Below are 15417 nucleotides of genomic sequence, written 5' to 3' on the forward strand. Positions count from 1 at the left end.
TCGGCTGCCCGTCTTTTTTGTCATACGGATGTTACAGAAGCGTTACAAATTGAAGCAAATTATTTATAGAAACAAACTTAACACCCACTCTCTCCGCCAGTTTTTCAGTAAGAGCCCCGTCGGAAGACGAGGCTCTTATTTTCGATAGGAAAGGAACAGGCGGGAATTCAGATAAGCGGCTGTTCAGTGATAGAGGGTGCGTTCTTGACCGGGGTCTTTAAGGCGGTCTCCGCCAGGATGGTTGTAACTATAATAATTTTTGTTGGTTGTTTCGGTCGGTTTACCAATGATTACATGATCCAGAAAACGAACGCCTAATAATTTGGAGCATTCCCGCACGCGTTCGGTCAGGAGGTCGTCCGTACGGCTGGGGGCTGGATTTCCACTGGGATGATTGTGGGCAAGGATGAAGCCATAGGCGTTATGAATGACAGTGGGGCGTAATATGTCACGTGGATGAGCAATGGATTCGTTCAAGGTCCCGCTGGATATTTCCACGGGTTTGATGAGGCGACACTTGGTATCCAGCAGCAGAACGAGCACCGTCTCCTTTTCCTTCCAGCGCATGGCTGTAGTCAGATAATCATAGACATCTTCCGGTGTTTGAATGGGTTGACGTGACAGAGTTTCACGGAGAGCCCTCGCTCCCAGTTCAAAGGCAGCGCTCAGCGTAGCGGCTTTCGCCATGCCTATTCCCTTGCAAATGTTCGCTATTTCAGCAGCTTCCATATGAGCTAGGGCATCTAGAGAGCCAGCAGACTGAATCAGATCCGAGGACATGTCCAACACATTTTTCCCCTTGATCCCCATTCGGAGAAAGATAGCAAGCAGTTCCGCGTTGCTGAGGCTGTGCCTTCCTTGGCGGAGCAGTTTTTCCCTGGGCAGAGACTGTGAGGGCAATTCCTGAAGTTTGCGGTAGGTCATTTCAATAACAGAGGCGTGCGGTAGAAAGAATGGCGGAAGGAAGATGTCGCAGCGTATCCCCTGCCGTCAATGTTTGCTGGGTGGCTTCTCCGGCGGAGATTGCCATTTCGGAAGCTCGGCCACACAGGTAGACACCCAGAACGGCGGAAACCAGCAGGGATTCCCCCTGGCTTATGAAGCCTCCGCAAATACCTGCCAGAACGTCTCCCTGACCGGCAGTTGCCATGCCGGGATCCCCAGTGATGTTATAAAAAAGAGGTTTTCCCCGTTGGGTGACGATAGTGCGTGCTCCCTTGTAAATCAGGGCGGCTTCATGTTCTGCCAGAAAGCAGTCGGCAATGTCTGCGCGGATGGCATAGTTGTCTGCATCTGGCAGAAGTCTGCGAATTTCTCCATGGTGGGGAGTAGCCAGAACGTGTTCTCCCAAGTTCCACTGCATGGCCGCGGCCAGATTCAGCCCGTCCGCATCCAGAACAGTGGGGGTACCTGTTTCCAGAATGAGGCGGATGGCTTCCGCATCTTCCTCCGATACGGAACCGATACCTGGGCCAATGAGGAAAGCACTGAATGTACGAATGGAGATATCTGCGTAACTGTCCACGGGCCTGACCATGATTTCCGGAGGCATGGATGGAGCGATTAAGGGATAGACGTCTTTGTGAACGTGCAGTGTAACCAGACCGGCTCCTGCCCGGAGAGCTGCTTCACAGCAGAGACGGGCCGCACCCAGCATTCCTTCAGAGCCAGCTATGACGCCAATGTGCCCGCGTTTGTTCTTATAATCCGTATAGGGTCTTGCAGAGAGGAATTTGGTAAGCCGTGAGGAGGTAATAAGTTCCGTGGCGGGGAGCGCCTGTACGTGAAGGCTGGGAAGGTCAATGCAGACTAAGCGTCCAGCAAACAGGGTGGCGTCATCGTCCAGCAGGCCCTGCTTAACGGCTCCTATGCACATGGTGAAATCTGCTTCCACTGCATTTTGCTGAGGCATTCCCGTGTCTGGATCCACTCCGGTGGGGATATCAATAGCCACGGTACGTACAGCCCCGCAACGGTTTCTTATATAGTTCATTTCCGCGCAGAGAGCGGAGATTTCCCTCCGGAGCATTCCCTTTGCCCCTATTCCCAGCAGGCCGTCCAGCAGGATCATAGGTTTTCCCGTATGGGGAAGGGGAGGGGCCTGGTATTCCTGAGGGGGAGGAGATATTTCCGCCAACTGCCGCACGGAAAGTTCACTCCATTCGTTGCGCGGGTAAGCGGTTCGGAAGCCTATTTCCCAGCCATGTTGTTTCAGTATGTTAAGGACGGTGAGGGCATCTCCCCCGTTATTCCCTTTGCCTACATAGGCTACGCACAATCCCGGGTCGGGGAAGAACTGCATGAGAGATTCCGCAATACCGGCAGAGGCCAGTTTCATCAGGGTTCTGGCTGGTGTTCCGCTAACGATGAGCTCGCGTTCCGCGATCTGCATATTTTCCGTGGAGCAAACTTTCATGGCATACTGATAGAGGCAGCCTTTACTGTAAGCTAAAAAACCTTCTCCTGCAAGCCGGAGAAGGTTTTTGCAAAAGAAGCGGACCAGGGAGCGGCTAACCGATGCGGAACGTGATGCGCGCTTTGGTCATGTCATAAGGAGACATTTCCATACGCACTTTGTCCCCTACCACGATTTTAATAAAGCGTTTGCGCATTTTGCCGGAAATATGGGCCAGCACTTCGTGACCGTTGGGAAGGCGCACCTTGAACATGGTCCCTGCCAATACGGCGCAGATGGTGCCTTCCACTTCAATTTCACTTTCGGAGTTTTCTTCCTTGGACTCTGATTTGTTGAAATTCTTTCTGCCTTTGGTGTGGCGTCCTCCGCCTCCTTGCGGGCGTTGCCTGTTGGCGTTAACTCCGGGGCGGCTTCCTCCCCCTGTTCTGGAATTTCCCGGTCCTGCAGACTGTCCGACCGACCGTGCCGCTCCTGTGCCATTGCCGGAAGGTCTGGATTGTCCGGGACGGTTACTGGTGCCGGTCGGTCTGGAACCGGGGCGGGAATTTTGTCCGCCGCTGGGGCGGCTGCTGGATCTTGGATTCGGGCTGATAGGACTCTCCTTGTAAAGTTAAAATGAACGCGTGTGTACAAATCCCGCGCAGGCGAATGATAAACCATATTTTTGCAAGGGCAAGTCCTGAATGCGGAAGTTGTGCAAATAAAACACAATTCTATGGAGAGGGACGGGAAAAAGGCTGTAAAAGAGAAAAAGTATTTGACATTTACGTGAATAATCATTAGGAATGCGCCCCCGAATTGGAAGATAACGGCAGGATGCCGAAAAACGAGAACGAAGAATTGAACCATGAAGACCTTCTCAGCCAAACCGCAAGAAGTAGAGCGCAAATGGTATGTTATAGACGCTGCCGACAAGGTGCTCGGCCGTGTTGCCGTTGAAGCGGCTAACATTTTGCGTGGCAAGAACAAGACAATTTTCACCCCCCACGTTGATTGTGGCGATTTTGTCATTATCGTGAACGCGGACAAGGTGGTGTTGACCGGTAACAAGGAAAATGCCAAAATTTATACCCGTTTCTCCGGTTACGTTGGCGGTAAGCAGGTGGACACCCCCCGTAAGATTCGTGCTCGCCGCCCTGAACTTCTTCTGGAACTGGCTGTTAAAGGCATGGTTCCTCACACCCGCTTGGGCCGTCAGCAAATGACCAAGCTGAAGGTTTATGCCGGCGCCTGCCATCCGCATGAAGCCCAGCAGCCCACTGCCATTACTCTCTAATTGATTTTTCAGACATGAGTCAGACAACCCCATACAACGCCACCGGCCGTCGTAAGACCGCCATTGCACACGCTTGGCTTACTGAAGGTTCCGGCCGCATTACGATCAACCGCCGCGGTTTTGAGGAATATCTTCCTACCGTTCAGTTGCAGAATGCTGTTCTTCAGCCCTTTCAGGTTACCAATACCATGAACAAGTTTGATGTGAACGTCGTTACCAAGGGCGGCGGTATTCACGGACAGGTGGGAGCCATTCGTATGGCGATCGCCCGTGCTCTTGTTCAGGTTGATGAGGCTTCCCGTGCCCAGCTTCGTGAATTCGGTCTTCTGACCCGTGATTCCCGCATGAAGGAACGTAAAAAGCCCGGCCGTCCTGGAGCCCGCAAGCGTTATCAGTTCTCCAAGCGTTAAGCTTGGCTGGTTGCGAAGGAACTGGCTTTACCATTTCTTTCTCGGAAAAGGAGTACTCCCTGTGGAGTGCTCCTTTTTTGTTGCAGGAAGAGCTCTGTTTTTTACTGCTTCACGCGTCTTTAAAAAGCTTTTTCTGGTTGGATTGCTTACGGCGGCTTTCAATGATTTTCCTGCATTTGCCGTGAAGGGAACAGGTTTTCCTATACAGGAATGTTTGGTTGACGAGGGTTATCGATGGTACGGTGTTCCTGCCAGAATAGTGTGGCAACGGTAAAGCTGTTCCAGCAGGACAACAAGCGCCAGTTCATGTTGAAGGGTGAATTTGCTCAAGGACAGGATATGATTGCACCGGGACCGCAATTCTTCCGTATGACCGTCTGAGGCTCCGATGAGAAATGCTATACGGCGCACGGAATGCATTTGCCAGTCCTTTGCCAAGTCGACCAGCTTTTTTGTGGTCCAAAGTTCTCCGCGTTCGTCCATGGCGATGCGCAGGCAACCCTCACTGGCGGCCAGCAGACGTTTAGAAACGTCTTGGGAGTTTCCATCCCTGACAAGTTTGAGTTCCGTTTTGCCGAAGGGCCTGAGACGGTTGAGATAGAGTTCCACGCCTTCCTTGGCGTAGCCTAGAGAAGGCTTTCCGGCGGCCAGAATCAGGAATTGCATGAGGAGTCAGGAGTTGGAAGATGAGTTAAGGTAGTTCAGCAGGGTGCGGGCCCAAGTTTCCGAAATGCCGCGGATGGCGGCGATAGAAGCCGGGTCCGCCTTTTTAATGGCAGTTACGGATTTGAATTTTTCCAGCAACAGTCTTTTTTTTGAGGCGCTCATGCCCGGTGCGTCGTCCAAGGCGCTTTCCCGCATGCGTTTACGGTAGAGCAGTTCGTTATAGCCGTTGGCGAAGCGGTGGGCTTCGTCGCGGATGCGCTGCATGAGTTTGAGGGCTCCCGTGCTGTGAGGCAGGCAAAGGGGCTGGGACTGGTGGGGGAAAAATATTTCTTCCCTCTGCTTGGCCAGGCCTACGATGGGCATGTCTCCCAGGCCGATGGCTTCCAAATCGGCCAGAGCGGAGGAAAGCTGTCCTTTACCTCCGTCCACTACTACCAGATCTGGAACTTTGATGGGGGCTTTTCCTTCCGCGCTGAGTTTCTTAAGCCACTGGTACAGGGTCATGTCCGCCTGCCGTGAGGCTACGGCATCGCTCTCCGCCAGAATGCGGGAGTAACGCCTCCGGATGACTTCCGACATGGAGGCGAAGTCATTTTGTCCGTCTACAGTGCGTATACGGTACCGCCGGTAGGCCTTGTTGTCCGGCCTGCCGTTGGTGAAGCGCACCATGGAGGCCACGATATGGTTGGAAGAGACATTGGAAATGTCAAAGCATTCCATAATGAGTGGGGGAGATTCTAATCCCAGTGCTACCCCCAGTTCCTTCATGTCTTCTTCCGGGTGAACGGTGCCGGGAAGATCGGGAGTTCCTTTTCGGAACCTCCGGGCGGGTTCCAGTACCTTGACCAGATTGTCCCGGATGTCCCGCAGATATGCCGCGCGTTCAAAGTCCAGTTCATCGGCGGCTTCCATCATTTCCCTGGTAAGTTCGTCCAGAGCGCTTTTTTTTCCCGTCCCTTCCAGCAGACGCACCGCCTGGTCAAAGTTCCGGTTGTAATCATTGATGGAAATGCGGCCAACGCACGGAGCGGAGCAGTTGCGAATCACATCCGCATGGCAGTGCCTGAAGTCATGGATACCCGGATTTTTTGTCTTGCAGGTTCGCAGCCGGAAATGCCGGTTGAGCCATTCCTGCGTGGCGTAAAGAGCCTGGGAGTGGACAAAGGGGCCGAAGTAGCGCGCGCCGTCATCTTTGCGCACCCGCGCCAGCTGGAAACGAGGCAGTTTTTCCCCCTTCGGAATTTTCAGCAGGGGGTAGCGCTTGTCGTCCTTCATCTGGATATTGTAATGCGGGCGATATTGTTTAATCAGTTTGCTTTCCAGCAGAAAAGCCTCCTGGTCATTTCTGGTTTCAAAATAATCAAATGACGCAATAGCATTAATGAGCGCTCTTGTCTTATGGTTGGAGAGTGTGGCTCCCGTAGGAGAAAAATAATTGCCCAGGCGGCGGTGAAGGTCCTTGGCTTTGCCCACGTAGATGGTATTTCCCCGGGCGTCTTTCATGATATAAACGCCTGGTTTGTGCGGAGTTTCCCTCCAGAGTTCTTTCAGGGTTGGTTGCTCGCGGTCTGCCACGCAGGCATTATGCCATATGAGGCAAGAAATGGAACTGCGGAAACGTACTGTATTACGGCTACTTGGCTTGCCTAGGAAAACTTCTTCTGTATAATCCCCTATGTCTTTTGTATGAACCCTGTACCGTTTACCACGTTGGCCGCCGCCATGGATTTTGTGGTGGGAGATAGAAATTATCCCCTTTCTGAGCTGTTCATGAAAGGCGGTTTCATCATGTGGCCGCTGCTTCTGTTATCCATCGCCGGAGTAGTGGTGCTGGTCATGTGCTGCTTTTCTACCCGTGCTGCCGCCGTTTTGCCTACCAAACTGGTGGAACAGGCGGAATCTTTCATCCGCAAGCGGGATTACACGGGGCTTTCCATCCTCTGCAAGAATGGAGATTCCTGCTACGCTCGCGTGATGTTGACTGTAGCCAACTTCATGTTGCGCAACCCCTCCGCCCAGTTTGAGGAGGTGAGGGAGATAGCCTCTGCGGAAGGAGGACGGCAGGCGGGGTTCCTAAGCCGCCAGATTTCCTGGCTGTCGGATATTGGCGCCGTAGCCCCCATGCTGGGGCTGTTGGGGACCGTGGTCGGGATGATGAAAACCTTTTTTGAGATTGCCAACGGTGATTTTTCCGGGGGCAAGCAACGTATTGACATGGCGGGCGGCGTGGCGGAAGCCTTGATTACGACGGCGGGCGGCCTGATGCTTGGGATTCCCGCCATCCTGGCTTATGTATATTTCCGCAGCCGTGTACACAAACGGGTAGGAGACCTGGAGGCAGCCGTCACGCACAGTGTTTCCGTAGTTGCCACCCAGCTTCAGAAGCCACGAGCCGGTGCAGCTGGGGCTTTTCATGAAGAGGAACTTCCCAGAGTCCCCGTAGATCCCACTTCCCTGCGCGATGTGCGTGGGCTCTAGCCGGAACGCATCTACTTCTCCACCTCACCGGAAGATTGTATGAAATTTCATTATAAAATGCCCAGTCCTATCGGGTTCCAATTAGCCCCCATGCTGGACATCGTATTTCTGCTGCTGGTGTTTTTCATCGTAACCCAGACATTTGAGGATGATGAACCGGATCTTTCCATCAATCTTCCTTCAGCAGAGACTCCCAAGCCCGGTGAAAATGTGTCCAATGAAATTATCGTGAATATCCGTAAAGATGGTACCGTGGTAATCAACCGCCAGCCGTACACAATGCCGCAGCTGGAAGACAAGCTTTTTTCTGTCGCCCGGTTGGACAAAACTATGCTCGTCCGTATCCGCGTGGATGAGAAGGCGGAATCCGGCGTGGTGGTGCATGTGATGGACGCATGTCTGAAGGCCGGGCTGAATAACGTTTCTTTTTCCACGCGTCCTCCGGCTCCATCTTCCATCAATGTTTCCAATTCCCAGGCTTCATGAAAGCGTTCTTTTCCATTAATGCAGGTTTAATAACTTTGGCGATGTTTTCTGCCGCCCAAGAAAATATTCCGGATGCCGCTCCTATCGCGGATGGTCCGCTGGTCGCTAATCCGGAGCTGGATACGCTGGATATGGCGGACATGCTGTACAAGCAGGCCCAGGCTCCGGCTACGAAGGAGAACCGGCAGGAATATGGACGCCTTCTTGATTTAAGCTTGCGTAAATATCTGGAATTTACCCAACGTTTCCCCCAGTCTGCCCAGGCTCCTCTGGCAGAGTATCGTGCTGCCATGTGTTTGGAGGAGCTGGGCAGGAAAGATGAGGCACACGGCCTGTTCCTCAGATTGATTCAGACGGGCAGCCCCGCTCTGGTTGCCGCCTCTGCCTACCGTCTGGCGACGGATGCTTCTTCTGCCGGGGAGATAGATAAGGCCATCCAGTATTACCAGCTCGTGATTCGCAATGCGGAACAGAATGATTTGAAGGTGGACGCCCAGTACCGTCTGGGACGCCTGTTTCTTTCCAACGGTAATCCGGAGTCAGCCGCCACCATGTTTTGCGCGGTGATGGGCAATCCGGAAGCGGATGCCAAGTTTGTTCTGGTGTCCCGGATGGGATATGCCGCCCTGTGTGCGGATACGGGACGCTTGGGAGAAGCCTATTCCGAATATCGCAAGGTGCTGGAAACGCCCGGTGTGGATAACAGGAACCGGGGAATCGCCACTCTTCAGGCCGCCATGCTGGCCACCAAACTGAAAAAGACTGCGGAAGCCCAGGGCCTTTATGAACGGCTTTTGAAGGACGAGTCCCTGAAGGAGATGGCGCCGGAGGCCCGAATGGGGCTTCTTCTGGGGCTGTACAATATGGGCAAGTACAGGGAGATACTTTCCCAGTATGAGCAGCAGAAGGGAATAAAGATGCCGACAAAGGACGGCCAGGTGCGTCTGCTGATGCTGCTGGGGCAGTCCGCCTATAAATTGAAGGAGTATCGGAAAGCGGCGGATTTCTTTCTGGAAGCGGAAAAGTCCGTCCCTTATACGCAGGAGGCCATGCAAGCCTCCTTTTACCGGTTGTTGTGTTATAATGAACTCAAGCAGAAAGATCTTCCCCAGCGGGCTCAGAGCTTCCTGAACCATTATGCCAAGGCTTTTCCTACCAGTGAACTGCATGATATGGTGCGCCTGATGGCTGCAGAGAACCTGTTCAGCTCCAATCCGGCGGATGCCGCCCGGTTTTATGCCAGCATTGATTTTGACAAGGTGCCTCCGAAGATGCGCGCGGATATTTTATATAAGAGCGCGTGGGCGATTGCCCAGGCCGGGAACAGAGGTGTGGCCGCCAAGCTGCTGACTGATTTTATCAATGATTTTCCAAAAGATCCCCGCATTTGCGAGGCATTGACGTTACGCGGAGACATGTATGCCAAGACCAAGAAGGAAGCTGAGGCTCTGATGGATTTTGACCGTGTGATTGCCCGTTGGCCGAAAGCTGAATCAGCTGCCGCCGCATGGCAGAGAGCCGCTCAGATTTATGCGGGACGCCAGGATATGGCGAACATGGCGAAGTATTATGAAGGCCTGATCCAGAATTTTCCGAAGGCGTCTCCTGCCGCTCTGGCTGAAGCCCATTTCCTGCTGGGGCGTGCGGCGTTTGACCAGGGAGATTTCAAGTCTTCTATCAGCCATATGGCGGAGGCCAAGACGCTGGATCCCCAGAAATACGGAGAACAGGTTAATGTGCTTTCCGTCCTGTCCTATCACAAGCTCCAGGACATGAATAAACTGAAGGAAGCCCTGGAAACCCTGCAAAAGGAAAATCCTTCCGCCGTGGCTCGTGTGCCGGATGTCATTCCCGCATGGCTGGGTCTTCAGGCCTATGGGATGAAGGATCTGGAAACGGCGGACAAGTATATGACCTGGGCTACGCAGAACGACCAGCTTCAGAATGTGAAGAAGGTGATTTGGCGTAATTTGGCGAAGGTGCGCCTGGCGCTCAGAAAGTATGACCGCGCCTTGGTGGCTTCCAACAATTTCCTGAAGGATGAGGATCAGCCTTACCGCCGTGCGGACGGCATGCTGGACAAGGCTTCCATTTTGCTGGGGCTGGGCAAGTATGCGGATGCCAGAAAGACGGCGGAAGATGCGCTGGCTCTGGGCGTGGAAGGTCCTTTGATGGCTTCCTTGAAAATTGTTCTGGGGGATATTTCCTATGCGGAGAAAAAGTTTGATGAAGCGGCCAAGCATTACGGTGTTACGGCCGAGCTGTTTGTCAATGACGCCGAACTGAAACCCAAGGCTCTGTTCAAGGCGGCAGAAGCTTTGGACAAGGCCGGCCGCAAATCGGAGGCTTCCCAATATCGGGGCCGCCTGCAAAAGGAATTCCCGGATTGGAAACAGGATGGAGAGTCTTTGCCTCCGGACGCACGATAAGCGTTTAAGGATTGAACCCGGAAATGGAAAACAGGCGTAAAAGATGGTATGATCTGTTTGGATTGCTGCCTCGCAATCTGGGCCGTCTGTTGTTGTGGTTCAGCCTCATTCCTATCGCTTTCATCATCGTTCTTCTCGTTTATGCATGGAGGGCGGACCAGTATGAGCTGGACGAGGTTTTGGCGCCGTTGGAAAATTGTGCCGCATATGATCGCAACGGCCAGTGGATAGGCACCTTGACAGATCATGACCGGGTGTATGTAGCGCGCAATGAACTGCCCGATAATCTGGTGAATGCTTTCATTGCGCGGGAAGATGAAGACTTTTTCGAACATGGCGGCATTGTGTACTCTTCCATTATCCGCTCCATTTGCCGGAATCTGACTACGTTGTCCTATGCCCAGGGTGCTTCCACGATTACGATGCAGCTGGCGCGGAATTGTTATGAGCTGGGGGGGAAGACCCTGGATCGCAAGGTTTTGGAAATGGCCGTGGCCCGCCGCATTGAGGGCAAGTATTCCAAGGATGAAATTCTGACGGCTTACCTGAACCGCATTTATTTTGGCCAGCAATGCTATGGGATTGCGCAGGCGGCGGATTTGTATTTCGGCAAAAAAGTGGCGGATCTGACGCTGGCGGAGTGCGCTACCCTGGCCGGTCTGGTGCGCGGACCTTCCATCTACAATCCTGTTTACAGCCCGGAGGCTGCTGCCAAGGTCCGCAATGCGACGCTGGAAAGGATGTTTGAGTGCGAATTCATTACCCAGGAACAATTATGGCAGGCGCTCCGCGAACCGATGGCGGTGGCCGGTAAACGGGAAGCTCGGCCCGGTTCTTATCCCGTTCTGGTCGTTTCCCGCGAGTTGGGAGACCTGGATTGCTGCGACGAGCAGGAGGGAACCTCCAGCATTTTTGTAATGACCACGCTGGATTTGGAATTCCAGCGGATGGTTGAAGATGTAAGCGAGCCTATGCTGGCCGCTCTGGAATCTTCTTCTGTGTGGGCAGGGTTGCCCAAAAGGGTGGACAACCAGTTGAATCGTTGTGTGCAAGCGGCCATATTGTGTGTGGATTCCCGTAAAGGGGAGTTGCTGGCCGTAACAGGGGGACGTTCCGCCCAGGACGGTCTGGATCGATGGCAGTCCAGGGTAATGCCCGGCGATCTGTTCACTCCCATCGTCAATTTATGCGCCGTCGACCAGCGTAGAACCGTTATTCGCAGCAATCCGGAAGTCACTGGCCGCGGGGTAGGTTTCAATACAGTAATAGAAACGGCACAAAAGGCCGGTTACAAAGGGGAACTTCCCCGTTCTTCGGACTTGTATACCGGCAGGTTTTCCGTGCCTCTTTCGCATGCCGTCAATGCCCTGTATCTCATCGGCAATGACGGGCTCAATGTGAGTATTTCCTCCGTCAGGCAGGTGGGCACCACCAAAAAGAACCTGGTGATGGTGAATGCCCCCTCTCCGGAAGAAAGCCGCCGGGAAATCCTGCCTAGGGAATCCGCCCACCTGGTGGCGTCCCTTCCTCCCTTCCGCTACGACGAACGAACCAGGAAAACCTTCGTCAATGTCAGGCTTCCGGGAAATACGGGACATTTTTCCGCCGTCATGGGGCGTTATTTCACGGTTTTTGCCTGGGTGGGCTTTGATTCTCCGGAGGCCGCCGTCTATGAAAAGAAAGGGGTTTCCGCGGCGTTGGCAAAAACCTGTTCCTCCCTGGCCGGGGAGGTGTATGACCGTGCGGAGGAAGGCCGCAGAAAAGCTGTCCGGGAACGCCGGGAGCGGGAAAATGCTGCAGAGCAGGGCCCCCAATGAAGTTCAATTTTCCATTAGTAGAAGCATCATGAGACACTCACTTGAAATGACCACGGCCATCCAGGCCGCCAAATCCGCCGGAGCTTTTCTGAAGAAGCATTTTTATGAGCAAAAGAAGGTGGATGAAGCCAGCCAGAATGATATCAAGCTGGAGTTGGACAAGCTTTCCCAGAAACTGATTACGGAGGAAATTCTTTCCGTGTTTCCCAACCACGCTGTTTTGGGAGAAGAAGGATACACCGGGGACAGGAACAGCGAGTGTGAATGGATTGTAGACCCCATTGACGGGACGGTGAATTATTTTTACACGATTCCTTGGTTCTGCGTCTCCATAGCTTTGCGCCGCCGCGGGGAAGTGGTGTTGGGCGTGATTTACGATCCCATGATGGATGAATGCTGGCATGTGGAAAAGGGCGGGATTCCGTACATGAATGATCATCCCATGCATTGCAGCCGGCGGGAACGCATGGCGGAAGCCGTGGTATTCGTGGGGCACGGCAAGACGGACGGTTCCAAAGAAAAGGGGATTGAGCGCTTCGCCAGGATCGCCTGGCAGGTACGTAAGGTGCGCAATAACGGTTCTGCGGCTCTGGCCTTGGCTTATATTGCCTGCGGCAGATTTGACGCCTATGTGGAAAGCGTCATTTCCATCTGGGATGTCGCCGCTGGGGTTTTGCTGGTGGAAGCAGCCGGCGGCAAGGTTGTTTTGGAACCGAAGGAAGATAATCCGGAACAGTTCGCCATTGCCGCATGGAACGGCCGCATCCCTATCATGGAGGCGCTGGGAGAATAACCCGAACATTATTGCCGCAGTACCGTATGAAAAACATGATCGCTTTGACCGGGATCGGGTATGATATTCACCGTTTTGCGGAGATTCCTCGCCCCTTGATGCTGGGCGGCGTGCATATTCCTTCCTCCCGCGGCCTGGACGGCCATTCCGATGCAGATGTTTTATGCCACGCCATTGCGGATGCCCTGCTGGGTGCTGCCGGGTTGCCGGACATCGGCTACTGGTTTCCGCCGGGCGATCCTGCCTGCAAGGACATCCCTTCCCTGGATATTGTGGCGAAAGCCGTTTCTCTGATTCGGGAGCGTGGAGGTCGCATCGTGAATGTGGACTCGTCCCTTATTGCAGAATCTCCCCGCATTTCTCCTTATTTGGAGCAGATGAAGGGAGCTTTGGGAACCGCTCTGGGAATCTCTCCGGTCCGCGTGGGCATCAAGGCCACTACCAATGAACAGCTTGGCGCGCTGGGCCGTAGGGAAGGCATTGCCGCTTTTGCCGTAGCGGCTATTCTGATGCCGGAGGATTTGGCCATGCCGTAAGGCGAACGCTCCGGTTCCGTTTCTGGAAGCCTTTTTTCAAAAAAGGAAGCCGGTACGGGGCTTTAAACAAGGAATATGCTTCAGAAATAACGGGGCAGGTGGAAATGGCGCTTTTTTGGGGAGCCTTTTCCAAGCAGTTTTAATGAAATGACAGGAAATTTTTAACCGTTCCCTGGCGGAAAAGCCGTTTTTGGCTGCATAATAATATTACCCATTTCCCTGCACAGGGAAGAGGCGTTGCCTGATGTCAGCTGATGCAACGGTAATAATAATCCACGCGGGAGATGAACCAAGACCATTTGAAGCCGGGTTTGCCATTGTCCAGCAGAAGGTGGGGGCAACGCTTGCCGGTCCAGTAGTAATGGGGCACGACATTCCGCAGGGGAATATCGTGGGCATACATGTTGTAGGCCGCCAGCTTGGCGGCGCGGTCAAAGGTTTTGACGATGCTCTGTCCTCGCTTCTCACACATTTCAATGCCGATGGAGTACATGTCTCCGGGGCCGCCCCGGTCCGCATGGCGTCCCGTTTCATTCAGGGGGATATGCTGCATGGTCACGTACGGGTCTACCGTATAATGCCAGTTGCAGCGCAAAGCTCCATTATTCAGGGCGCGCGCATGCTGCATGGCGTCTGCGGACGGGTTTTCCGTGTTGTGCATGGTGATGAAGCGTGGCTTCATTCGGGAAGAACGGCGGCGGAGCGGAGAAGATTTAGGCATGAACATCGGCCGGACGTTACATTCCGCCAGCAATTGGCGCGGAGAACGTTTCACCACGGGGACCCCGGAGGGCTTAAAGGAGATCATGGGAGCCATTCCTGCTTTTCCGGAAGGTTCCGAACAACTGGTCAGGGCAAGCAGGGCGGCGGTTTCCAGCAGAAAAGTTCTGCGGTCCATGCCCTGGACTTTCTCCAGCATGGGCTGGAGCTGACCGGAAAAGCGGGCAAGATAAGTGGCGATGGTGGAAATATTGCTCATACGGAGGCCGGGGGATGGGGAATTTTCAGCACGGATGCGGGAAAAGTTAAGTTCACGCTAAGATTCGCTCTTCTTCTTTGCAACGAAAAAGTGTGAAAGCTTCAGCATTGTGCCGAATTCTTCGCTCTTTTTGTCATATTGGTTTGCTTAAACCGTTGTTGAGAGCAGAACAGTCTCTGCTTCTGCGGCGGTGACGGCATTCGCGCCTGCCGGGGACAGAATGAATTCTCCCTTCCGGGCCGTTTTCCCGTCCCAGAGCACGGAACCGCAGAGGATCGTGAAGACGGCAAAGCGGGAGGAGTCCGGCTGGGTAAACCGTTCTCCCTTATCCAGGCGGTATTCCTTTGTGGTGAAATGCGGCATTTCCGTCAGGTATCCGGGGCGCTGGCAGAGTTCCCGGAATTCCCCGATGGAATCCAATGCCTGTTCCAGGTGCAGTTCCCGTCCTCGTCCGGAGTCATCCGTGCGGTTCCAGTCATAAAGGCGGTAGGTGGTATCGCTATTCTGCTGGATTTCCGCAATGAGGTGCCCGGCGCCAATGGCGTGAACCAGCCCTGCCGGAATGTAAAGGTGTTCCCCCGGTTCCAGATGGGTGGAGCGTATCAGTTGCTCCATCTGTCCTGTTTCCGCCGCATGACGGATGTCCGGGAGTGTGGCGTTTTCCTTCATTCCCCCGTAAATCAGGGCGTCCGGGGATGCATGCAGAACATACCAGATTTCATTTTTTACTTCTCCCTGCCGGGCTGCCGCCGTGCGTTCCGGGGGATGCACCTGAACGGAAAGATTTTCGCGGGCATCCAGAATTTTGCAGAGCAGGGGAAAGCGGGGGAAACGCTCGTAGCCGGGACCGAAAATTTCCTGCCGATGTTCTTCCCACAGCCGATGCAGGGACATTCCTTCCCATTCGCCGTCCTTGACTATACTCATGGCTTCAGGACGGTCGCTGATTTCCCACGCTTCTCCATAAGCTGTTTCCCGGTCGGGCAGTTCCCGTCCCAGCATGGTTCTCATACTTTGTCCGCCCCAGATGCGCGGCTGGTAGATGGAATGGAATCGAAAAGGCTGCATGGTTGTAGCGGAAGCGTAGGATATCTTTTATGGACGGGCAAGCAAAATGCCCACAGGGTTTCC

The 15417-nt window shown here is 53.8% G+C and carries 15 protein-coding genes; 8 read left to right on the forward strand and 7 right to left on the reverse strand.

Translation table 11 applies throughout. The annotated features are described in order from the left end of the window. Positions 1-183: 183 nt before the first annotated feature. The 3 genes from radC to infA all read right to left on the reverse strand — a co-directional run bounded on the left by radC (position 184) and on the right by infA (position 2711). Entirely contained in the window at positions 184-924 is a 741-nt protein-coding gene (gene radC, locus BHW66_RS03915) for a DNA repair protein RadC (protein ID WP_012420271.1), read from the reverse strand. A 1-nt stretch (position 925) separates the two neighbouring features. Then, on the reverse strand, positions 926-2416 hold the full coding sequence (locus BHW66_RS03920; RefSeq protein WP_215833398.1) for an NAD(P)H-hydrate dehydratase: 1491 nt from the start codon (positions 2414-2416) through the stop codon (positions 926-928). A 94-nt stretch (positions 2417-2510) separates the two neighbouring features. Further along, on the reverse strand, positions 2511-2711 hold the full coding sequence (infA, locus tag BHW66_RS03925) for a translation initiation factor IF-1 (RefSeq protein ID WP_031930865.1): 201 nt from the start codon (positions 2709-2711) through the stop codon (positions 2511-2513). Positions 2712-3263: 552 nt separating this feature from the next. Here infA and rplM point away from each other — a divergent pair. Beyond that, a complete protein-coding gene (gene rplM, locus BHW66_RS03930; protein WP_022197697.1) occupies positions 3264-3692 on the forward strand; it encodes a 50S ribosomal protein L13 in 429 nt (142 codons plus the stop codon). A 14-nt stretch (positions 3693-3706) separates the two neighbouring features. Continuing rightward, the gene (gene rpsI, locus BHW66_RS03935) at positions 3707-4102 is read left to right on the forward strand and encodes a 30S ribosomal protein S9 (protein ID WP_022197696.1); all 396 of its coding nucleotides are present in this window, start codon (positions 3707-3709) and stop codon (positions 4100-4102) included. A gap of 228 nt (positions 4103-4330) precedes the next feature. On the opposite strand, the gene BHW66_RS03940 is transcribed toward rpsI, so the two are convergent. Continuing rightward, on the reverse strand, positions 4331-4768 hold the full coding sequence (locus BHW66_RS03940) for a 23S rRNA (pseudouridine(1915)-N(3))-methyltransferase RlmH (RefSeq protein ID WP_046435309.1): 438 nt from the start codon (positions 4766-4768) through the stop codon (positions 4331-4333). A 6-nt stretch (positions 4769-4774) separates the two neighbouring features. Then, entirely contained in the window at positions 4775-6343 is a 1569-nt protein-coding gene (locus tag BHW66_RS03945; RefSeq protein WP_233465517.1) for an excinuclease ABC subunit UvrC, read from the reverse strand. A 111-nt stretch (positions 6344-6454) separates the two neighbouring features. Here BHW66_RS03945 and BHW66_RS03950 point away from each other — a divergent pair, with 111 nt between their 5' ends. From BHW66_RS03950 to ispF, 6 genes are read left to right on the forward strand one after another with little or no spacing between them, the layout of a single operon-like run. Continuing rightward, positions 6455-7246: a MotA/TolQ/ExbB proton channel family protein gene (locus BHW66_RS03950; RefSeq protein WP_022197693.1), complete on the forward strand. Its 792-nt coding sequence runs from the start codon at positions 6455-6457 to the stop codon at positions 7244-7246. Between the two features lie 39 nt (positions 7247-7285). Next, complete coding sequence (locus BHW66_RS03955; protein WP_022197692.1) at positions 7286-7732, forward strand: biopolymer transporter ExbD; 447 nt, start codon at positions 7286-7288, stop codon at positions 7730-7732. Continuing rightward, positions 7729-10161: a tetratricopeptide repeat protein gene (locus BHW66_RS03960; protein ID WP_046435312.1), complete on the forward strand. Its 2433-nt coding sequence runs from the start codon at positions 7729-7731 to the stop codon at positions 10159-10161. The genes BHW66_RS03955 and BHW66_RS03960 overlap by 4 nt, the downstream gene beginning before the upstream one ends. Positions 10162-10184: 23 nt before the next feature. After that, positions 10185-11978, forward strand: coding sequence for a transglycosylase domain-containing protein (locus BHW66_RS03965; protein ID WP_286688917.1), 1794 nt, complete (start codon positions 10185-10187; stop codon positions 11976-11978). Between the two features lie 28 nt (positions 11979-12006). Continuing rightward, positions 12007-12771, forward strand: coding sequence for an inositol monophosphatase family protein (locus BHW66_RS03970; RefSeq protein WP_102734177.1), 765 nt, complete (start codon positions 12007-12009; stop codon positions 12769-12771). A 26-nt stretch (positions 12772-12797) separates the two neighbouring features. Then, complete coding sequence (ispF, locus tag BHW66_RS03975; RefSeq protein WP_094139367.1) at positions 12798-13307, forward strand: 2-C-methyl-D-erythritol 2,4-cyclodiphosphate synthase; 510 nt, start codon at positions 12798-12800, stop codon at positions 13305-13307. A gap of 247 nt (positions 13308-13554) precedes the next feature. On the opposite strand, the gene BHW66_RS03980 is transcribed toward ispF, so the two are convergent. Then, on the reverse strand, positions 13555-14286 hold the full coding sequence (locus BHW66_RS03980) for an N-acetylmuramoyl-L-alanine amidase (protein ID WP_012420284.1): 732 nt from the start codon (positions 14284-14286) through the stop codon (positions 13555-13557). Between the two features lie 147 nt (positions 14287-14433). After that, on the reverse strand, positions 14434-15354 hold the full coding sequence (locus BHW66_RS03985) for a type I phosphomannose isomerase catalytic subunit (RefSeq protein ID WP_094139368.1): 921 nt from the start codon (positions 15352-15354) through the stop codon (positions 14434-14436). Between the last annotated feature and the right edge of the window lie 63 nt (positions 15355-15417).

This window comes from Akkermansia sp. 54_46, from assembly GCF_001917295.1.
Taxonomy (GTDB): domain Bacteria; phylum Verrucomicrobiota; class Verrucomicrobiia; order Verrucomicrobiales; family Akkermansiaceae; genus Akkermansia; species Akkermansia muciniphila.